Below are 20,533 nucleotides of genomic sequence, written 5' to 3' on the forward strand. Positions count from 1 at the left end.
CCCCGCATGCCCGCGCACCTCACCGACCCCGAGCAGCTCAAAGAGCTGCTCGGCATCCCGTTCACCCCGGAGCAGACGGCCTGCGTCATCGCGCCGCCGGCTCCGCAGGTGATCGTGGCCGGAGCCGGTTCGGGCAAGACCACCGTGATGGCCGCCCGCGTGGTCTGGCTGGTCGGCACCGGCCAGGTCGCCCCCGAGCAGGTGCTCGGCCTGACCTTCACCAACAAGGCGGCCGGCGAACTCGCCGAACGCGTCCGCAAGGCACTGATCAAGGCCGGGATCACCGACCCGGACGCCATCGACCCGGACAACCCGCCCGGCGAGCCGGTCATCTCGACGTACCACGCCTTCGCCGGACGGCTGCTCACCGACCACGGTCTGCGCCTCGGCCTGGAGCCCAGCTCCCGGCTGCTCGCGGACGCCACCCGCTTCCAGCTCGCCGCCCGGGTGCTGCGCGAGGCGCCGGGCCCCTACCCGGCGCTGACCCGCTCCTTCGCGGACCTCGTCACCGACCTGCTCGCGCTCGACTCCGAGCTGTCCGAGCACCTGGTCGACCCCGAGGAGCTGCGTGCCTGGGACGCCGACCTGCTGACCACCCTCGACGGCGTCAAGCTCAGCAACGCCGACCTGCGCAAGGTCCCGGAGACGCTGGCCGCGCGCGGGGAACTCGCCGGGCTCGTCCAGCGCTACCGGGCCGCCAAACGCGCCCGCGACCTCCTCGACTTCGGCGACCAGATCGCCCTGTCGGCCCGCCTCGCCCGCATCCCCGAGGTGGGCCGCGTGCTGCGCGAGGAGTTCCGGGTCGTCCTGCTGGACGAGTACCAGGACACCTCCGTCGCCCAGCGCGTCCTGCTCGCCGGCCTCTTCGGCCAGGGCACCGGACACCCCGTCACCGCCGTCGGCGACCCCTGCCAGGCCATCTACGGCTGGCGCGGCGCCTCCGTGGCCAACCTGGACGACTTCCCCGAGCACTTCGCCCGCGCCGACGGCAGCCCCGCCGCCCGGCAGGCGCTCAGCGAGAACCGGCGCAGCGGCGGCCGCCTCCTCGACCTCGCCAACGGCCTCGCGGAGCCCCTGCGCGCCATGCACGCGGGCGTGGAGGCGCTGCGCCCCGCCCCCGGCGCCGAACACGACGGGCTGGTCCGCTGCGCCCTGCTGCCCACTCATGCCGAGGAGATCGACTGGCTCGCCGACTCCCTCGCCCACCTGGTGCGCACGGGCACCCCGCCCGGCGAGATCGCCGTACTGTGCCGCACCGCGACCGACTTCGCGGAGATCCAGGGCGCGCTGGTCGCCCGTGACGTGCCCGTGGAGGTCGTCGGCCTGTCCGGGCTGCTGCACCTGCCCGAGGTCGCCGACCTGGTCGCCGTCTGCGAGGTGCTCCAGGACCCCGGCGCCAACGCCGCCCTGGTCCGGCTGCTCACCGGCCCGCGCTGGCGCATCGGCCCGCGCGACCTGGCCCTGCTCGGCCGCCGCGCCCGGCTGCTCGTCGCCCACGCGCGCGTGGACGGCACCGACGACCCCGACCGCAGGCTCGCCGAGGCCGTGGAGGGCGTCGACCCCTCCGAGGTGACCTCGCTCGCGGACGCCCTGGACACCTTCCTGGAGACCTCCTTCGGCACGGACGGGTACGACGACGAGCTGCCGTTCTCCCCGGACGCGCGCGTGCGCTTCGCCCGCCTCGCCGCCGAACTGCGCGACCTGCGGCGCAGCCTGTCCGACCCGCTGATGGACGTGCTGCACCGGGTGCTCGCCGTCACCGGCCTGGAGGTCGAGCTGTCGGCGTCCCCGCACGCGCTCGCCGCCCGCCGCCGGGAGACCCTGTCCAACTTCCTCGACGTGGCCGCCTCCTTCGCGGCCGGCGACGGCGAGGCCACCCTGCTCGCCTTCCTCGCCTTCCTGCGCACCGCCGCCCAGTACGAGAAGGGCCTCGACAACGCCCTGCCCGGCGGTGAGAACACCGTCAAGGTGCTCACCGCGCACAAGTCCAAGGGGCTGGAGTGGGACGTGGTCGCCGTCCCCGGGCTGGTCAAAGGCACTTTCCCCAGCGCCCAGGGGCGCGAGAAGTGGACCGCGCAGGCCAAGGTGCTCCCGCACGCCCTGCGCGGCGACACCGCCACGCTGCCCGACGTGGACTCCTGGGACGCCAAGGGCGTCAAGGGCTTCCACGAGGCCATGAAGGAGCACCAGCACACCGAGGAACTCCGCCTCGGCTACGTCACCTTCACCCGCCCCCGCTCCCTCCTCCTCGGCTCCGGCCACTGGTGGGGCCCCAGCCAGAAGAAGCCGCGCGGCCCCTCCGACTTCCTCCAGGCCCTGCACGACCACTGCGCCGCCGGGTACGGCGAGACCGAGGTGTGGGCGGACGCCCCCGACGAGGGCGACGAGAACCCCGCCCTGCACACCGCCGGCGCCGACCAGGCATGGCCGCTGCCCCTGGACGCCACCGCCTTCGAACGCCGTCGGCGGGCCGCCCACACCGTCCGCACCCACCTCCGCACCCCGCCCACCACCGCCCCGGCCCCGTACGACGACCCCGAGTGGCCCACCCCGCCACCGGAGGACGACGACCCGTACGACGCCTTCGAGGAGCCCGAGGAGCCCGAGGACCCCGAGTTCCCGGACGACCCCGACGACTGGGACTCCTGGAGCGGCGACCGCCCCTCCCTCCCCGTCCCGCACCAGGCGTCCGCCCCCGAGCCGCAGCCCCGGCTCACCCCGGAGGAAGCCCGCGCGGTCGCCTCCTGGGACCGGGACCTCGACGCCCTCGCCGGGGAACTGATGCGCGCCCGGCGCAGCGTCACCGAGGTGCCGCTGCCCGCCGTCCTCACCGCCACCCAGATGCTCCGGCTCGCCGAGGACCCGGACGGGCTCGCGCAGGAACTCGCGCGCCCCATGCCGCGCCCCCCGCAGCCGGCCGCGCGCCGCGGCACCCGCTTCCACGCCTGGGTCGAGGCCCGCTACGAGGAGCTGATGCTGCCCCTGCTGGAACCGGACGACCTGCCCGGCACCGACGCCGAGATCGCCGACGAGGCCGACCTCGAAGCCCTCAAGGAAGCCTTCGAGCGCACCGAGTACGCCCGGCGCACGCCCTACCGCGTCGAGGTCCCCGTACAGCTCACCCTCGCCGGCCGGGTCGTACGCGGCCGGATCGACGCCGTCTACAAGGACGGCGACGGCGAGGACGCCACGTACGAGATCCTCGACTGGAAGACCGGCCGCAGCCACAGCGCCGACCCGCTCCAGCTCGCCGTCTACCGGCTGGCCTGGGCCGAGCAGCAGGGCATCCCGCCCGAATCGGTCACGGCCGCGTTCCTGTACGTGCGCACCGGCGAGGTCGACCGTCCGGACCGGCTGCCCGGCCGGGAGGAGCTGGCGCGACTGCTCGAAGGGGAGCGAACCGGGGCGACGGGGACGCCCGGGTGTGACGAACCGCCCGCCGAGGATGTCCGTGCGGGCCGATAGGCTCGTGAGCATGAGCCAGACCCCGGACAGCGCCGTCCACGCGTACATCGACCGGCACCGCGCCGCCTTCCTCGACGACCTCGCCGCGTGGCTGCGCATCCCGTCCGTGTCCGCCCAGCCGGAACACGCCCCCGATGTCCGGCGCAGCGCCGACTGGCTCGCCGCGAAACTCACCGGGACGGGCTTCCCGGTGGCCGAGGTCTGGCCCACCGCCGGCGCCCCGGCCGTCTACGCCGAATGGCCCTCGGACGACCCCGGGGCCCCCACCGTGCTGGTCTACGGCCACCACGACGTCCAGCCCGCCGCCCGCGAGGACGGCTGGGACACCGACCCCTTCGAGCCCGTCGTACGCGGGAACCAGCTCTTCGCGCGGGGTGCCGCCGACGACAAGGGCCAGGTGTTCTTCCACACACTCGGCGTCCGCGCGCACCTCGCCGCGACCGGCCGTACGGCGCCCGCCGTCAACCTCAAGCTGCTGATCGAGGGTGAGGAGGAGTCCGGCTCCCCGAACTTCCGCGCCCTCGTCGAGGAGCACGCCGACCGGCTCGCCGCCGATGCCGTGATCGTCTCCGACACCGGCATGTGGTCCGCCGACACCCCCACCGTGTGCACCGGCATGCGGGGCCTCGCCGAGTGCGAGATCCGGTTCTACGGACCTGACCAGGACATCCACGCCGGCTCCTTCGGCGGCGCCGTGCCCAACCCGGCCACCGCCGCCGCCCGCCTGGTCGCCGCCCTGCACGACGACCACGGGCGCGTGGCCGTCCCCGGCTTCTACGACGGCGTCGTGGAGCTGACCGGCCGCGAGCGCGAACTCTTCGCCGAGCTGCCCTTCGACGAGGCCGAGTGGCTGCGCACCGCCAAGTCGCACGCGGCGCACGGCGAGGCCGGGTACAGCACCCTGGAACGCATCTGGGCCCGCCCGACCGCCGAGGTCAACGGCATCGGCGGCGGCTACCAGGGCGCCGGCAGCAAGACGATCATCCCCTCCTCGGCCGTGGTGAAGCTGTCCTTCCGGCTGGTCGCCGGCCAGGACCTCGGCACCGTCGAGAAGGCCGTGCGCGACTGGGCCGAGCGGCAGGCGCCCGCCGGAATCCGGCTGGAGACCGAGTTCAGCCCCGGTACGCGCCCCTGCCTCACCCCGCTCGACCACCCCGCCCTCGAGTCCGTGGCCCGCGCGATGGGCCGCGCCTTCCAGGCGCCGGTGCGCTTCACCCGGGAAGGAGGCTCCGGCCCCGCCGCCGACCTCCAGGAGGTGCTCGGCGCCCCGGTCCTCTTCCTCGGCATCTCCGTCCCCTCCGACGGCTGGCACGCCCCGAACGAGAAGGTCGAGCTGGACCTGCTGTTCAAGGGCGTCGAGACCAGCGCCCACCTGTGGAGCGACCTCGCCGAGAACTGGCGTCCCGCGCCCTGACGAACAGCCGCCGTTCGGGTCGGCGCCGCGCGCCGGGCACACTGGAAGGACCGCCCGGCCCGACCGCCCCCGCCCGGCAGCGGTGCCCCTGACCCGTGTCCCGCCGAACCGCCCGCCGAACCGAACCGTTCCATTGGGGGAGTTGGAAGCACCCGTGACCACCCGGACCGACCACACCGCTGACCGACCCATCTCGCTCACCGCCCCGAGCGGCATCGACCGAGCCGCCCACCACCGGCTCGACGAAGCCTGGCTCGCGGCGGCGTGGAGCCACCCCACGACCCGCTGCTTCGTGGTCTCCGGCGGCCAGGTACTCATCGACGAGACGTCCGACGGGCGTACCGAACTCGTCATGACCCCCTCCTTCGAGGCCCCTCTCACCGAGGCCCACCGCTACTTCCTGGGCGAGGACGAGGACGGCGTCAGCTACTTCGCGCTCCAGAAGGACTCCCTGCCCGGCCGCATCGACCAGTCCGCGCGCCCCGCCGGACTGCGCGAGGCGGGCCTGCTGCTCTCCCCGCGCGACGCCGGGCTGATGGTGCACGCGGTCGGCCTGGAGAACTGGCAGCGCACCCACCGTTTCTGCTCCCGCTGCGGCGAGCGCACCGTCATCGCCGCCGCCGGGCACATCCGCCGGTGCCAGGCGTGCGGTGCCGAGCACTACCCGCGCACCGACCCGGCGGTGATCATGGCGGTCACCGACGAACAGGACCGCATCCTGCTCGGCCGCCAGGTGCACTGGCCCGAGGGCCGCTTCTCCACGCTCGCCGGATTCGTCGAGCCCGGCGAGTCCATCGAGCAGTCGGTGCGCCGCGAGGTCTTCGAGGAGGCGGGCATCACCGTCGACCGGGTGGAGTACGTGGCCAGCCAGCCCTGGCCCTTCCCGTCCAGCCTGATGCTCGGCTTCTTCGCCCACGCCACCTCCACCGAGATCGACGCCGACGGCGAGGAGATCGAGGAGGCCCGCTGGTTCTCCCGCGACGAGCTGGGCGCGGCCTTCGAGTCCGGCGAGGTGCTGCCGCCCTACGGCATCTCCATCGCCGCCCGGCTGATCGAGATGTGGTACGGCAAGCCGCTGCCGACCCGGAGCGCCATCTAGGGCCCCGGACACGCGAGAACCCCGGCCGCCCTCTTCGTGTTCCTGGGCGGCCGGGGTTCTCGCGGTACAGGGGTCAGGCGCCGAGCGCCTGCTTCACCTGGGCGAGGCTCGGGTTGGTCATGACGGCCTCGGGGCCACCGCCGGCGGGCACGACGCGCACGGTCGGAACCGTCTGGTTGCCGTCGTTCGCCTTCTCCACGAACGCGGCGGACTCCGGGTCGTGCTCGATGTTGATCTCGGTGAAGGGGATGCCCTCCCGGTCCAGCTGGCCCTTCAGCCGGCGGCAGTAACCACACCAAGTGGTGCTGTACATCGTCACAGTGCCCTGCATGTCTCGCGCTCCTCAGGCGGCCGGGGGGTACGTCGTTACGTCGTGCACAGGGCAAACGCGGGGGACCGGGGATGAATTCCCACGGCTGTGACTCCGATGTGACCCCCGCCGCACCCGGCGCTGTGACACCCGCCGCATTAAAACGACTATCGGGGCCCGCCTGTGGACAACGGACGCGGTGGTCCCGGACAACCTGGCAGCATGGCCATGTGACAGCAGCAACGCCCTCCTCCCTCTTCCCGCGGACCCCGGACTCGGCCGACGCGGTGCTCGAAGGGCTCGACCCCGAGCAGCGCGAGGTCGCCACCGCCCTGCACGGGCCGGTGTGCGTCCTGGCCGGAGCGGGCACGGGCAAGACCCGCGCGATCACCCACCGCATCGCGTACGGAGTGCGCTCCGGTCTCCTCCAGCCCTCCAGCGTGCTCGCCGTCACCTTCACCAACCGCGCCGCGGGCGAGATGCGCGGCCGGCTCCGCCAGCTCGGCGCCCAGGGCGTGCAGGCCCGCACCTTCCACTCCGCCGCGCTCCGTCAGCTCCAGTACTTCTGGCCGAAAGCGATCGGCGGCGGCATGCCCCGGCTGGTCGACCGCAAGATCCAGCTGGTCGCCGACGCGGCCGCCGCCTGCGGGCTCCGCCTGGACCGGGGCGAGCTGCGCGACGCCACCGCCGAGATCGAGTGGTGCAAGGTCACCCAGACCGTCCCGGCCGACTATCCGTACGCGGCAGTGAAGGCGGGCCGCGAGACCCCGCGCGACCCGGCCGAGATCGCCCACCTCTACGCGGCCTACGAGAACCTCAAGCGCGACCGCGCCGTCATCGACTTCGAGGACGTGCTGCTGCTCACCGTCGCCGTCCTCCAGGACCGGCACGACATCGCCGACCAGGTACGCGCCCAGTACCAGCACTTCGTCGTCGACGAGTACCAGGACGTCAGCCCCCTCCAGCAGCGCCTGCTCGACCTCTGGCTCGGCGACCGCGACAGCCTGTGCGTCGTCGGTGACGCCAGCCAGACCATCTACTCGTTCACGGGAGCAACTCCCGACCACCTCCTCGACTTCCGTCACCGCCATCCCGGCGCCACCATCGTCAAGCTGGTCCGCGACTACCGCTCCACCCCACAGGTGGTCCGCCTCGCCAACGGCCTGCTCGCCCAGGCCCACGGCCGCGCCGCCGACCACCGGCTGGAACTGATCTCCCAGCGCGCCCCCGGCCCCGAACCCGTCTACACCGAGTACACCGACGAGCCCGCCGAGGCCGAGGGCGCCGCCCGCCGCATCCGCGAGCTGATCGCCGCCGGGACCCCGGCCGCCGAGATCGCCGTCCTGTTCCGCACCAACTCCCAGTCCGAGACCTACGAACAGGCCCTCGCCGACGCCGGCGTCCCCTACCAGCTGCGCGGCGCCGAACGCTTCTTCGACCGGCCCGAGGTGCGCAAGGCGGGCGTCGCCCTGCGCGCCGCCGCCCGCTTCGGCGGCAACGACTCCCTGCTGGACGAGGCGGTCGACCTGCCCTCCCAGGTGCGCGCCGTGCTCTCCGGCGAGGGCTGGAGCAGCGAACCCCCGGCCGGCTCCGGCGCCGCCCGCGAACGCTGGGAGTCACTGGCCGCCCTGGTCGCCCTCGCCCACGACTTCACCGCCGCCCAGCCCAAGGCCACCCTGAGCGACCTGGTCGCGGAACTGGACGAGCGGGCCAGTGCCCAGCACGCCCCGACCGTGCAGGGCGTCACCCTCGCCTCCCTGCACGCCGCCAAGGGCCTGGAGTGGGACGCCGTCTTCCTGGTCGGCGTCGCCGAGGGCATGCTGCCGATCACCTATGCCAAGACCGACGAACAGATCGAGGAGGAACGCCGCCTCCTCTATGTCGGCGTCACCCGCGCCCGCGCGCGGCTCCACCTGTCCTGGTCGCTCGCCCGTTCGCCCGGCGGCAGGGCGGGCCGCAGGCCGAGCCGCTTCCTCGACGGACTGCGCCCCGGCTCCACCGCCACCGTGGGCCGCGCCGCGACCGGCACCGGCGGCGTCGAGCGCGGCACCCCCGGCGGCCTGCCGGCGGCGCCCCGGCGCGCCCAGCGCACCCCGGCCCGCTGCCGGGTCTGCGGCCGCACCCTCACCGACGCGGGCGAGATGAAGCTGATGCGCTGCGAGGACTGCCCCTCCGACATGGACGAGGGCCTGTACGAGCGGCTGCGGCAGTGGCGGTCCGTGGAAGCGGGACAGAGCGGACAGCCGGACTTCTGCGTCTTCACCGACCGCACCCTGATGGCCATCGCCGAGAACCGCCCGGACTGCGCCGCCGAACTCTCCCGCATCCCCGGCGTCCTGGACCGCAAGCTGCGTCGCTACGGCACCGACGTACTGGCCATCTGCGCAGGCCAGGAGGTTGAGACGGACCTTCGGAACGCGGGTTCGACGACTGATACGAACTCGTCGAAAAAATAGTTTGCGCCCGCGCCGCGAATCCCCATAGGTTCTAGGCACGGAAACGGCGGCCTTCTCGAAGGCTGTGATTCCGTGCTGTACTTCTATATCCGAGGACCGAATCGAACCGGTCCCCAAGACGCCGAGAGGAGGCGAGCCCAGTGATCAGCATCGAGACCAGCATCAGCAGCCCGGTCAAACTGACCGATCGTCCGGCCGTCTCCCTGTGCATGCTCGGCGCGCCCTCCCAGGGCACCGGTCTGTCCGGCATTCATGCCGCCCGTCCGGCGTCCTCCCTGCTCTCCGCGGACCTCCCGGTCCGCGAGCGCAATGAGCGACCGACCAAGGCACTGGCAGCGGTAGAGGCACAGGCGCAGGCCGCCTATGGCTTCGCGGCGGCCGGTGCCGGATTCCGGAAGCAGACGACGCAGCACCCCCAGATGTGGGCCTTCCGTGGGCCAGAACCCTGGAGTGATCCAGCCTGATCGTTGATCAGGCAGGCGCCTTCAGGGCCGCGGAACCCCACCCGGGAACCGCGGCCCTTCTGTTTTCCCCGAACGGGGACGACAAACCGAAGGCGCCTCGGGACAACAAAAGAACCCGGTACCCAGCCGACACCCGGTCCACCGGCCGGAACGACCAGACGAGGAAAACACCCCGTGCAACTCGAAGCGCACGCCCCGTCAGTACCGCCTTCGCAAACGATCCCGCAGCTCGGCTCCACGGAGGACCCCGCCTTGCTCCCCCTCACCGCGCTCACCGCGCTCGACGACGCCATCGAGAACCTCGGCGTGCCCGTCCCCTGCCGTTCCTACGACCCGGAGGTGTTCTTCGCCGAGTCGCCGGCCGATGTCGAGTACGCCAAGTCGCTCTGCCGCACCTGCCCGCTGGTCGAGGCATGCCTCGCCGGGGCCAAGGAGCGCCGCGAGCCCTGGGGCGTCTGGGGCGGGGAGCTGTTCGTCCAGGGTGTCGTCGTCGCCCGGAAGCGGCCCCGCGGCCGCCCGCGCAAGAACCCGGTCACGGCATGAACACCGCAGGCATGAACACCGCAGGAACGATCGACCGTCCCCTCACGCACGACCCCAAGAAGCAGGCCCCGATGAAGCCGTCCACCAGCGAGCCCACCGGCTCGGCGACCCCAGACCTCAACACTCGTGGCGTGACAGGCTCGCGCCAGACGAACAGGACCCGCGAAATGCAACTCATCCCAGAAGCCCTGGCTCGTGCGCATATGCACGAGCGCCTGCATGACGCCCAGCGGGAGCGCCGGGCCATGAGCCTGGCCACCGCCCGGCGGATGCAGCGCCGGGCGGAGCGCGCCTCCCTGCGTGCCCGCCGTGCGCTCGCCGTCGCCGTCATGCAGTAGGCGCCGCCCTCGCAGCGCGCTGAGCGCACCCACCCGAAGCGGTGGCCTCCCGGCGCAGGGAGGCGAAGTCTTCCCCTCGGGGGCCGGTCCGGCCGAACGGACCGGCCCCCGAGGCATGTCCGCCGGCGCCGGGCCTACGCCTGCGGGCCGCCTACGCCTGTGCCGCCGGCGCCTCCGGTGCTTCCTCCTCCTCGGACTCCGCTGCCTCCGCGTCCGCCTCCGGCAGATCCGCGTCCGGACCGAACCCCGGCAGCCACTCCTCCAGCTCCTCCCGGAGCCGCACCGTCGCGCCCAGCTGGCACAGCACACCGATGGTGCTCAGCGTCACCCGGTGGATCAGCAGATAGGACGGCGGCAGGTTCAGCTGCTTGCCGAGCTGGTACGCGGGGGAGCGGGGGTCGGCGACACGGGCCGCCTGACCGCGCATCCACGAGCGGGTGAAGGTGAAGGTGTCCACCTGCGCGGGCTCGATGATCGGCAGCAGATAGTCGAGGACCGCGTCGGGGTCCAGGTCCATGGACTCCTTGATGAACCCTTCCTCGCACAGCATCTCGTAGACCGGCTCGGCGTCGCCCTCCAGCGTCATCCGAAGCGCCACCCCGATGGTCGACGGCAGACCGCCGGGGAGCCGGTCGACCGTCCCGAAGTCCAGCACGCCGAGACGCCAGCCGTCCTCGCCGTCCGGCCCCACCGGCAGCAGCCGGAAGTTGCCCGGATGCGGATCGGCGTGCAACAGGCCGGTGCGGGCGGGGCCGGAGAAGAGGAAACGCGCCAGCAGCTGCCCGGCCCGGTCGCGCTGCTCCTCGGTGCCGCCGGAGATGACCTCCGACAGCGGAACGCCGTCGATCCACTCGGTCACCAGCACCTGGTCGTACTGCTGCACCACCGCCGGGACCAGCACGTCCGGGTCGTCCGCGAACTCCGCCGCGTGCGCGGCCTGCGCGTGCGCCTCCAGCTCGTAGTCCAGCTCCTCGGAGACCCGGTCCTTCAGCTCCGCGATCAGTGGCTTGATGTCCATGCCGGGGATGAGCGGCCCCAACAGCCTTACGAACCGGCTCAGTTGGTTCAGGTCCGACAGCAGTGCCTCACCCGCGCCCGGATACTGGACCTTGACCGCCACTTCCCGGCCGTCGTGCCACACCGCCCGGTGCACCTGCCCGATCGAGGCCGCCGCCGAGGGCTTGTCCTCGAACTCCAGGAACAGCTCCCGCCAGTCCTCGCCCATCCGCTCCTCCAGCACGGCGTGCACCGTGCGGGTCGGCATCGGGGGCGCCGCTTCCTGGAGCTTGGTCAGCGCGGCCCGGTAGGGCCCGGCGATCTCCTCGGGCAGCGCGGACTCGAAGACGGACAGTGCCTGCCCGAACTTCATCGCGCCCCCCTTCAGCTCACCGAGGACCTTGAAGAGCTGTTCGGCCGTCCGCTGCTGGAGCTCCCGGCCGACGAGCTCCGCCGACTCGCCCACGATCCGCTTGCCCAGCCCCCAGGTGGCCCGGCCGGCGAAGCCGAGCGGGAGCGCGGCGAGCTTCGCGGTCCGGGTGACCGCCTTCCGGGGAAGATCAGACATGCGCCCTCCAAGTCCCTGTCGGCCGCGCGACGCCGGTCTCGCGTCGCCGCTCGGCCGACGGCCGTTGCACCGCCATTGTCGCGCGCGGCAGCCCTCGCGTTGAGGAGTGCTCCCCCTCGGCTTTCTCCCCGGCCCGCGCCGGGGTGCTCCCTCTCCTCCTCTCCTTCGCCCCGCAGCCGCATGCCGGATGCGGAGCGATGGGGCGAGCGTCCCAGGTCAGAGCGGGTAAGGCGGCCTCCCAGCGGGTGCCGGTGGCGGCCGGTTCGGCCCCGTCGAGGAAGCTCAGGGCGTGGGCGGAGGCGAGTCCCGCCACCGCCGTGGCCAGTGTCAGATCGCAGGCGCCCACCCGGCGCGCCCTGCCCGAACGCCACTGGGTGATCAGCCGGGGCCACACCGGGTCCTCGTCGGTGCGGTGCTGCTGGAGACAGCCCGCGCACCCCGTCCTGCCGGGCAGCACCAGCGGCCCGACGACACCGGTGCCCTCCACCACACCCGCGTAGAGATGCGGAGTCCCGGAGATCATGAGCGGCTCGGCGAGGAACGGGTCCGGGGCATGCACCGCGACCTCGTCGCGCGGGGCGAGGACCACCAGGGACAGACCTGGCTCGACGTCCGGGACGGGATCGGAGAGCCTGCCGTGCCGGGTCCGGCGTGGCGGGCGGTCCGGGGCCGCACGGCGCACGGCCGCCCGCGCCGCGTCTTCCCGCCGCTCGCCCACCGCCTCCGACGGCAGTCCGCCCGGCGCCACGTCCCACGGCTGCACCCGGCCCACATCGCGCACATCGACCTCTCCGACCCCCGCCCCGGACAGCAGCGCCGCCAGCACGGACCCCACCCGGCCCGCACCCAGGACCCGCACCCGCAAGGCGCGCCGGGCGGCGAGGCGGCTGAGCGCGCCGCCCGGCTCCGCCGTGGTCAGCGACAGCGAGGCGAGATCCGGGCGCAGCCGCTCCAGCGCCTCCCCTCCTCTCTCCCGCAGCGCGGTCGCGGCGGGCGAGCAGTCCCGTGTGTCGTCGAGCAGCCCCGCCCGGCCCAACCGCCGGACCAGCCGGTCGGCATGACCGTCCGGGAGATTCATCCGCCGGGCCTCCTCCCGGAGCAGGGGCACATCACGGGTGCCGTCGAGCAGTTCCAGGAAGCTGCCCGTGGCCAGGTCCACCGGACCCAGGGTGATCGCGTGCGCCGGAGTCATGCCGAACTGCACGGTGCCGAGATCGCGCCAGCCGCGCCGCAGCGCCGGTTTCACCATCGGATGCATGACGGGCCCCCGTGTCCCCAGATCTCGCGCACACCCGGGCCGGGCGTGCGTCGTTCCGCCTTTCGTACGTCGGCCGAGCCGGTCCTGCTCGCTCCGACGACTGCCAGCATGGCCGGGTTCCGGAGAACGTGCCGAGAGTTGTCCACAGGCACAGGGTGATCGTCGTACAAGCTGCCTGCGGGTGGGCTCCGCTGTCCACAGGCCCCGTCCGCTGTCGGCACGGACGGGTACCGTCGAGACGTGCCCATCGATCCCACCGAACAGCAGCCGCTCGCCGCGCACGGCCCCGTCGAGGTCCGGCGGAGCGACCGGCGCCGCCGGACCGTCTCCGCGTACCGCGAGGGCGACCGCACCATCGTGCTGATCCCCGCCCGCATGTCGAAGGCGGAGGAGCGGCGCTGGGTCACCGCCATGCTCGACCGGCTCGCCGCCAAGGAGGCCAGACGGACCACGCCTGGCGGTGACGCCGAACTGACCGAGCGCGCCGGGCGGCTGTCGGAGCGGTACTTCGAGGGCCGGGCACGGCCCGGTTCGGTGCGCTGGGTGACCAACCAGAACACCCGCTGGGGCTCGTGCACCCCGGCGGAGGGCACCATCCGGCTCTCGCACCGCCTGCGGGGGATGCCCGAGTACGTCGTCGACTACGTGCTCTGCCACGAGCTGGCGCATCTGCTGGTGCCCGGTCACGGCCCGGACTTCTGGCGGCTGTTGGAGTCGTACCCGCGCACCGAGCGGGCCCGCGGCTACCTGGAGGGCGTGGCCGCCACCGCACGGCTGCCGGACGTACCGCCGGAAGTATCGGACGACGAGGAGGTGTGAGGTCCGGGACGCGGTTCTGTACCGGGTGTGTACCGGCTGAGGCCGATGTCGGTATTTGCGGTTAGCCTGACGCGACGTACTAGCTTTCCGGACGGGGGACGGACGTAACGCATGTCCAGGGAATTCCAACGTGGCCACAAGGCCAGGATCAGTGACCTCACCGCGGGTACGGATCTGTACGTGGGTGTGCAGATCTCCGCCCCCGGACTGGCCTTCGACATCAGCTGCTTCGGTCTCGACGCCGACGAACGCCTCTCCGACGACCGGTACTTCGTCTTCTTCAACCAGCCGAAGTCCCCCGAGGAGTCCATCCAGCTGCTGGGTGCTCAGGCGGGTGACACCGAGTCGTTCCGGATCACGCTGGACCGGATTCCGGCCGGCATCCACAAACTGTCGTTCACCGCGACCATCGACGGCGACGGGCAGATGTCCCGGATCGCGCCCGGCTATCTGCGCATCGTGGCGGGCGGTGAGGAGGTCGCGCGGTACTCCTTCACCGGCGCCGAGTTCTCCACCGAGCGCGCCGTGATGCTCGGCGACCTCTACCTCAAGGACGTATGGCGGTTCGCCGCGGTCGGACAGGGCTTCGACGGCGGTCTGGAGGCGCTGCTGAAGAACTTCGGCGGCGAGGTCGCCGAGGAGGAGGCGCCCGCGCCGGCCCAGCCGGAGCCCGCCGCCCCCGCCGCCCCCGGCTTCGCCCCGCCCGCCTTCGCCGTCCCCGCAGGACCGGCCACGCCCTCCGCGCCCCAGGCGTTCACGCCGCCCCCGGCGCCCCGGCCCGACGTGCACGCGGCTCCCACCCTGGTCGAACCCCTGACCCCGCCCGCCGGCACGGTCCCGCCGCCCGCCCCGGCACCCGCCGCCTTCGGCCACCCCGCTGCGCCGAGCGCACCCCTGCCACCGGGCTACGGCCAGCCCGCAGCCCCGCCGACACCAGCCGGCTACGGCCAGACCCCCGGCCAGACCCCCGGCCACCCCCCGGCCGCCCCCGCACCCCCCGGCTACAACACCCCGCCCTCCCACGGCGGACAGCCGACCGCCCCCATGCCCCCCGGCTACGCCCAGGTCCCCGGCCAGGGCACCCCCTCCTACGGCGTCCCGCAGGGCACGCCCCAGGGAGCGGCCGGAGTGGGCGCCGCGCTCCAGAAGTTCAAGGAGGCGCCCACCGGTCAGCGCTGGACCCAGCAGAACCAGAGGCTGGTCCGCGTCGACCTCGGCGCCGGCGGCCAGCCGGTGCTGGCCCGGCAGGGCAGCATGGTGCTCTACCAGGGCAAGGTCGACTTCAACTACAAGGGCGCCGGATTCGCCGGACGGCTGGCCGGCAACGCCACCGGCCAGGAGATGCAGTTGATGCGCTGCACCGGCCAGGGCCAGGTGTTCCTCGCCGACAACTCCACCCACCTCCACCCGATCGAGCTCCAGGGCGACGCGCTCTGCGTCTCCGCCGAGAACGTCCTCGCCTTCGACGAGAGCCTGCAGTACGAGGTCCGCCGGATCGAGGGCCACGGCATTCCAGGCGGCGCGCTGTTCACCATGCAGTTCCAGGGCACCGGCACGCTCGTCGTCAAGACGCACGGCACGCCCGTGGTGCTGCCCGTGACGCCCACGACCTTCGCCGACTGTCACGCGGTCGTCGCCTGGTCGGCCGCCGCACAGGTGATCGTCTCCAGCCAGGTGCGCACCCGCCGGCACTCCTACCAGGGCGACACCGGGGAGAGCGTCAACCTCCAGTTCCGGGGCGCGCCCGGCAACTTCATCGTCGTCCAGCCGTACGAGGTCTGAGGGAGCCCGTCATGAACCAGCCGCTCGCGGGCTTCGCCCCCGCACCTGTCACCGCCCGCATGGAGAACCACGGCAGCCACATGCTGAAGGTCGCCATGCAGACCGGCAACGATCTCCTCGCGCGCGTGGGCTCGATGATCGCCTATGAGGGCTTCATCCAGTACGAGCCCAACCCGCCCGCCGTCCGTCAGATCGCCCGCGACTGGATGACCGGCGAGGGCGCCCCGCTGATGAAGTGCTCCGGCGACGGCCTGCTCTACCTCGCCGACTACGGCGCCGACGTGGTCGTGATCAACCTCGGCGGCGACGGCATCTCCGTCAACGCCACCAACCTGCTCGCCTTCGACGCCCAGCTGACCTGGAGCGTGGAGCGGGTCAAGGGACTCGCCAAGTTCGCCGGGCAGGGCCTGTGGAACACCCGGATCTCCGGGCAGGGCTGGGTCGCGCTGACCTCGCGCGGCACCCCGATCGTCGTGGACTGCGGCGGCGGCGAGGACGAGACCTATGTCGACCCCGACGCGCTGGTGGCGTGGTCCCCGAACCTCAAGGTGAAGGGCAAGCGCAGCTTCAAGGCGCAGTCGCTGATCGGCCGGGGCAGCGGCGAGGCGTACCAGATGGCCTTCTCCGGGCAGGGCATCGTCGTCGTCCAGCCCAGCGAGGACAGCACCGACCGTCTCCGGTTCCGGGGCTGAGGGGAGCACACACCATGCAGAGTCCGCTTTTCGCGCACAACGACCTCCAGACCCAGGAGCGCTGGAGCCTGCAGAACGCGCAGATGCTCCGCGTCACCCTGCAGGGCCACGACGACCTGCTGGCCCGCAAGGGCACCATGGTCGCCTACCAGGGCATGGTCGAGTTCGACGCCGAGTACCGGGGCCAGGGCCAGCGCCGGGCGCGGGCCCACACCGGTGAGGGCCTGGACCTGATGCGCTGTCACGGCCAGGGCACCGTCTATCTCGCCAACCTCGCCCAGCACGTCCACCTCCTGGACGTCGAGCAGGACGGCCTGACCGTCGACAGCTCCTACGTCCTCGCCATGGACTCCTCGCTGCACCACGAGGTCATCGCCGTGGACAGCCTCTACGGGATCTCCGGCTCCGGGAAGTACCAGCTCAACATCACCGGACGCGGCAAGGTCGCCCTGATGACCTCCGGCGCGCCCCTGCTGATGCGGGTCACGCCGGACCGGTACGTCAACTGCGACGCGGACGCCATCGTCGCCTGGTCCACCTCGCTGCGGGTCCAGATGCAGGCCCAGACCCACTCCTCCGGGGTGTGGCGGCGGCGCGGCAGCACCGGTGAGGGCTGGGAGCTGAGCTTCATGGGCTCCGGCTTCGCCCTGGTGCAGCCCAGCGAGCTGCTGCCGCCGCAGCACGCGCAGATCGGCGGCGGTGTCGCGGCCCAGTTCGGCATGGGCCAGCAGGGTGTGCGGGGGCAGAACCAGGGCAACGTCTGGAGCTGACCGCGAAGAGCGGTCGCGCCGGAGCGGACGTAACAGAGCAAACGTAAGGGGCGCCCACACTGGCGGGCGCCCCTTACACGTTCAAAGCCGGACCACGTTCAGAGCCGGACCACGTTCAAAGCCGGACCATGTTCAAAGCCGGACCACGTCCACAGCCGGCCCCAGCCGCGCCGCAGCCCTGATCACAGCCGGGCGCGCGTGGCCTCCAGCAGCCGTACGACCGAGTCGTCCGCCACGTCCGCGACCTCGTCGTAGCCGAACCAGCGCAGATCCAGCGACTCGTCGCTGATCGCGTGCTCGGCGCCGCGCGGGGCCAGCACCGCGTACTGCACGTCGTAGTGCCAGTGGCACGGTGCCGGGATCGGGTGCCGGTCCAGGCGGACCGGGCCGCCGGGCAGCAGGGTCAGACCGGCGATGCCGGACTCCTCCGTCGCCTCGCGCAGAGCCGCGCCCGCCACGGAGATGTCGCCCGGCTCGCAGTGGCCGCCCATCTGGAGCCACATCCGCAGCTTCCTGTGCAGGGTGAGCAGGACGCGGCCGTGCTCAGGGTCGATCACCAGGGCGCTGGCCGTGAGATGCCCCGCGTGGCAGGACTTCCACATGCCGTCCGGCTGGGCGGCCAGGTGGGTCAGATAGGCGTCGCGCAGCTCCGCCTGGTCCTCGTAGCCCTTGAGCACGAGGACCGCGTCGTCGTACAGGCTCACTCGGTCTCGTCGCCCTTGCTCTCGCCCTTGCCGTCGCCCTCGTCCTTCTTCAGGTCGGGCTTCTTCAGGTCGGGCTTGTTCGTGCCGCCCGCAGCCTCGCCGAGCATCTTGTCCAGCTCGGAGAAGTCCAGCTGCTCGCGGTGGACGAAGCCGTCCGGGTCGTCCAGGTCGGTGGCCGTCGGCAGCATGTCCGGGTGGTGCCACAGCGCGTCCCGGCCGTCGACCCCGCGCGCGTCCGTGAGCGAGGCCCACAGGCGGGAGGCGTCGCGCAGCCGGCGCGGGCGCAGCTCCAGACCGATCAGCGTGGCGAACGTCTGCTCCGCCGGACCGCCGCTCGCGCGACGGCGGCGCAGCGTCTCGCGCAGCGCGTCGGCGGAGGACAGGCGCGGCTTGGCGGCCGCGTGGACCACCGCGTCCACCCAGCCCTCGACCAGCGCGAGCGCCGTCTCCAGCCGGGCCAGCGCCGCCTTCTGCTCGGGCGTGTCCTCGGGCTGGAACATGCCCTGCTGGAGCGCGTCCTGCAGCTGCTCGGGGTTCTGCGGGTCGAACTGGCCGACCACGTCCTCCAGCTTGGCGGTGTCGACCTTGATGCCGCGCGCGTACCCGTCGACCGCGCCGAACAGGTGCGAGCGCAGCCACGGCACATGCGCGAACAGGCGCTGGTGGGCCGCCTCACGCAGGGCGAGGTAGAGCCGCACCTCCTCCTTGGGGACGCCCAGGTCCTTGCCGAACGCGTCCATGTTGACCGGGAGCAGCGCCGCCTTGCCCGCCGGGCCGAGCGGCAGCCCGATGTCGGTGGAGCCGACGACCTCGCCCGCGAGCACGCCGACGGCCTGCCCGATCTGGGTGCCGAACATGGCGCCGCCCATCGAGCGCATCATGCCGATCAGCGGGCCCGCCATGGCCTGCATCTCCTCCGGCAGGACATCGCCCATGGCCGCGCCGACCCGCTCGGCGACCGGGTCGACCAGTTCCTTCCAGGCCGGGAGCGTCGCCTCGACCCACTCCGCGCGCGACCAGGCCACGGCCGTGTTCGCACCGGAGGGCAGCGAGGTCGCGTCGTCCAGCCACAGGTCCGCCAGGCGCACGGCCTCCTGGACCGCGGAGTGCTCGGCGGGGCCGACGCTCGCGTCCTTGACGCCGTCCTGGGTGCCCTGTGCGACCGTCTGGCGGGCGATCTGCTTGGCCATGTCCCAGTTCACCGGGCCGCCCTCGTAGGAGAGCATCTGGCCCAGCTGCTGGAACGCCGCGCCCAGGTCGTTGGGGTTCAGGGAACCGAACATTGCGGCGAGCGGATTGTCGGCGCCGGGGCCGCCGAAGCCACCGGCTCCCGGCAGACCGCCGAACCCGAACGGGTCGGCCGGTCCCTGCCCACCACCGCTCTGCTGGTCCTTCTTCTTGCCCTCGTCGCCGTCGTCCGGCTCCTCCGGCGGAAGGCCGAATCCGAATGGGGTGTCACTCACGGGGTTCCTCGGCTGGTAAGGCCACCGGTTCTCTCCGGCGGCGCGGCTGCCCGACTTCACCACCCAGCGTAGACACCCGGACCGGATAGGGCCTCGGTGCTTCGCCCACAGATGGGCTGCGGCAGGATGGATGCACCTGGTACGGGCGCGTCGTCCGCGCTCGTACTGAAGACAACCACTGGAGACGCCCGGTGAGTTCCCCAGATCCACAGGTTCGCGCAGCGCGAAACCTCTCATCTCCGCCCGCATCGCCCTCGCCCGCCGTACGCGGGCCCGTCGTCGCGGTCACCGGCGCCGCCACCGGGATCGGCGCGCTGCTCACCGAGCGGCTCGCCGCGTCCGAGGAGATCCGGCAGGTCGTCGCCATCGACGAGCGGCGCGGAGAGTGCGAGGAGGCGCGCTGGCACATCCTCGACGTGCGGGACCCGGCGATCGCGGAGAAGCTGCGCGGCGCCGACGTGGTCGTCCACCTGGCGCTCGACCTGGACCTGGGCAGCGACCCGGCCGCCCGCACCGCCTACAACGTGCGCGGCACCCAGACCGTGCTGACCGCCGCGGCCGCCGCCGGGGTGCACCGGGTCGTGCTGTGCACGTCCGCCATGGTCTACGGGGCGCTGCCGGACAACGAGCTGCCGCTGTCGGAGGACGCCGAGCTGCGCGCGACCGCCGACGCCACCGGGGTCGCCGACCTGCTGGAGATCGAACGCCTGGCCCGCCGGGCGCCCCGCGCGCACCCCGGTCTGAACGTCACCGTGGTACGCCCCGCGCTGCTGGTCGGCGGCACGGACACCGCGCTGACCCGGTACTTCGAGTCGCCCCGGCTGCTCGTGGTCGCCGACTCGCGGCCCGCCTGGCAGTTCTGCCACGTCGACGACCTGTGCTCGGCGCTGGAGTACGCCGTGCTGGAGAAGGTCGACGGGGAACTCGCCGTCGGCTGCGACGGCTGGCTGGAGCAGGAGGAGGTCGAGGAGCTGAGCGGCATCCGGCGGATGGAGCTGCCCTCCGCGGTCGCCCTCGGCGCCGCCGCCCGGCTGCACCGGATCGGCCTCACCCCGTCCCCGGCGGGCGACCTGGCGTACACGATGTACCCCTGGGTGATCAGCGGGAGCAGGCTGCACTCGGCCGGGTGGCGGCCGCGCTGGACCAACGAGGAAGTGCTCGCGGAGCTGCTGGCGGAGGTCTCCGGCCGGCACACGGTCGCCGGACGCAGGCTCGGCCGCAAGGACGCCACGGCGGCCGGCGCGGCGGGCGCGACCGTGGCCCTGCTGGGCGCGGCGGCGGTGGTCCGCCGGGCCCGCAAGGCGCGGCGCCGGATCTAGCGCCCCGCACCCGTGGGCCCACCCGGCCGAGCGTCGCATTCCGCCTCCCGCGCGACGTGCGGCACCATGGAGA

17 protein-coding genes are annotated in these 20,533 nt (G+C 72.9%); 12 read left to right on the forward strand and 5 right to left on the reverse strand.

The window, feature by feature from the left end; all coding sequences use genetic code 11:
* Positions 1 to 6: 6 nt before the first annotated feature.
* The 3 genes from ACIGA3_RS26980 to nudC all read left to right on the forward strand — a co-directional run bounded on the left by ACIGA3_RS26980 (position 7) and on the right by nudC (position 5,978).
* Entirely contained in the window at positions 7 to 3,465 is a 3,459-nt protein-coding gene (locus ACIGA3_RS26980; protein WP_399720545.1) for a UvrD-helicase domain-containing protein, read from the forward strand.
* A gap of 10 nt (positions 3,466 to 3,475) precedes the next feature.
* Positions 3,476 to 4,879: a dipeptidase gene (locus ACIGA3_RS26985; protein ID WP_399720548.1), complete on the forward strand. Its 1,404-nt coding sequence runs from the start codon at positions 3,476 to 3,478 to the stop codon at positions 4,877 to 4,879.
* 154 nt (positions 4,880 to 5,033) lie between these two features.
* Positions 5,034 to 5,978, forward strand: a complete 945-nt coding sequence (gene nudC, locus ACIGA3_RS26990; protein ID WP_399720550.1) for an NAD(+) diphosphatase — start codon at positions 5,034 to 5,036, stop codon at positions 5,976 to 5,978.
* 73 nt (positions 5,979 to 6,051) lie between these two features.
* Here nudC and ACIGA3_RS26995 read toward each other — a convergent pair whose 3' ends face one another.
* On the reverse strand, positions 6,052 to 6,309 hold the full coding sequence (locus tag ACIGA3_RS26995; protein ID WP_399720552.1) for a mycoredoxin: 258 nt from the start codon (positions 6,307 to 6,309) through the stop codon (positions 6,052 to 6,054).
* A gap of 71 nt (positions 6,310 to 6,380) precedes the next feature.
* Between ACIGA3_RS26995 and ACIGA3_RS27000 the strand changes: the two genes are divergently transcribed.
* The 4 genes from ACIGA3_RS27000 (at position 6,381) to ACIGA3_RS27015 (ending at position 10,089) form a co-directional block, all read left to right on the forward strand.
* On the forward strand, positions 6,381 to 8,744 hold the full coding sequence (locus ACIGA3_RS27000) for an ATP-dependent DNA helicase UvrD2 (protein WP_399720555.1): 2,364 nt from the start codon (positions 6,381 to 6,383) through the stop codon (positions 8,742 to 8,744).
* 140 nt (positions 8,745 to 8,884) lie between these two features.
* Complete coding sequence (locus tag ACIGA3_RS27005; RefSeq protein WP_399720558.1) at positions 8,885 to 9,208, forward strand: hypothetical protein; 324 nt, start codon at positions 8,885 to 8,887, stop codon at positions 9,206 to 9,208.
* Positions 9,209 to 9,382: 174 nt separating this feature from the next.
* Entirely contained in the window at positions 9,383 to 9,751 is a 369-nt protein-coding gene (locus ACIGA3_RS27010) for a WhiB family transcriptional regulator (RefSeq protein ID WP_399720560.1), read from the forward strand.
* An 11-nt stretch (positions 9,752 to 9,762) separates the two neighbouring features.
* Positions 9,763 to 10,089 (forward strand): hypothetical protein, encoded by a 327-nt coding sequence (locus tag ACIGA3_RS27015; RefSeq protein ID WP_399720942.1) that lies wholly within the window; start codon positions 9,763 to 9,765, stop codon positions 10,087 to 10,089.
* A 151-nt stretch (positions 10,090 to 10,240) separates the two neighbouring features.
* On the opposite strand, the gene ACIGA3_RS27020 is transcribed toward ACIGA3_RS27015, so the two are convergent.
* Together ACIGA3_RS27020 and ACIGA3_RS27025 are read right to left on the reverse strand one after the other, a co-directional pair.
* Positions 10,241 to 11,653, reverse strand: coding sequence for an ABC1 kinase family protein (locus ACIGA3_RS27020; RefSeq protein ID WP_399720563.1), 1,413 nt, complete (start codon positions 11,651 to 11,653; stop codon positions 10,241 to 10,243).
* The gene (locus ACIGA3_RS27025) at positions 11,646 to 12,911 is read right to left on the reverse strand and encodes a TOMM precursor leader peptide-binding protein (RefSeq protein WP_399720566.1); all 1,266 of its coding nucleotides are present in this window, start codon (positions 12,909 to 12,911) and stop codon (positions 11,646 to 11,648) included. Before ACIGA3_RS27025 ends, ACIGA3_RS27020 begins: the two co-directional genes overlap by 8 nt.
* A 240-nt stretch (positions 12,912 to 13,151) precedes the next feature.
* On the opposite strand from ACIGA3_RS27025, the gene ACIGA3_RS27030 reads away from it, so the two are divergent.
* From ACIGA3_RS27030 to ACIGA3_RS27045, 4 genes are all read left to right on the forward strand, one after another.
* Entirely contained in the window at positions 13,152 to 13,730 is a 579-nt protein-coding gene (locus tag ACIGA3_RS27030) for a M48 family metallopeptidase (protein ID WP_399720569.1), read from the forward strand.
* Between the two features lie 111 nt (positions 13,731 to 13,841).
* Positions 13,842 to 15,512, forward strand: a complete 1,671-nt coding sequence (locus tag ACIGA3_RS27035; protein ID WP_399720570.1) for a TerD family protein — start codon at positions 13,842 to 13,844, stop codon at positions 15,510 to 15,512.
* A gap of 11 nt (positions 15,513 to 15,523) precedes the next feature.
* Positions 15,524 to 16,204 carry an AIM24 family protein gene (locus ACIGA3_RS27040; RefSeq protein ID WP_393596235.1) on the forward strand — a complete coding sequence of 227 codons (681 nt, stop codon included), beginning with the start codon at positions 15,524 to 15,526 and terminating at the stop codon, positions 16,202 to 16,204.
* 14 nt (positions 16,205 to 16,218) lie between these two features.
* Positions 16,219 to 16,974 carry an AIM24 family protein gene (locus tag ACIGA3_RS27045; RefSeq protein ID WP_399720573.1) on the forward strand — a complete coding sequence of 252 codons (756 nt, stop codon included), beginning with the start codon at positions 16,219 to 16,221 and terminating at the stop codon, positions 16,972 to 16,974.
* A 182-nt stretch (positions 16,975 to 17,156) separates the two neighbouring features.
* Here the strand turns inward: ACIGA3_RS27045 and ACIGA3_RS27050 are convergent, their stop codons facing one another.
* Together ACIGA3_RS27050 and ACIGA3_RS27055 are read right to left on the reverse strand one after the other, a co-directional pair.
* Positions 17,157 to 17,678, reverse strand: coding sequence for an NUDIX hydrolase (locus ACIGA3_RS27050; RefSeq protein ID WP_399720576.1), 522 nt, complete (start codon positions 17,676 to 17,678; stop codon positions 17,157 to 17,159).
* Entirely contained in the window at positions 17,675 to 19,141 is a 1,467-nt protein-coding gene (locus ACIGA3_RS27055) for a zinc-dependent metalloprotease (RefSeq protein WP_399720578.1), read from the reverse strand. Before ACIGA3_RS27055 ends, ACIGA3_RS27050 begins: the two co-directional genes overlap by 4 nt.
* Before the next feature lie 191 nt (positions 19,142 to 19,332).
* Here ACIGA3_RS27055 and ACIGA3_RS27060 point away from each other — a divergent pair, with 191 nt between their 5' ends.
* Positions 19,333 to 20,460: an SDR family oxidoreductase gene (locus ACIGA3_RS27060; RefSeq protein WP_399720581.1), complete on the forward strand. Its 1,128-nt coding sequence runs from the start codon at positions 19,333 to 19,335 to the stop codon at positions 20,458 to 20,460.
* Positions 20,461 to 20,533 lie beyond the last annotated feature (73 nt).

Source organism: Streptomyces sp. NPDC085596, assembly GCF_044541565.1.
Lineage (GTDB): Bacteria > Actinomycetota > Actinomycetes > Streptomycetales > Streptomycetaceae > Streptomyces.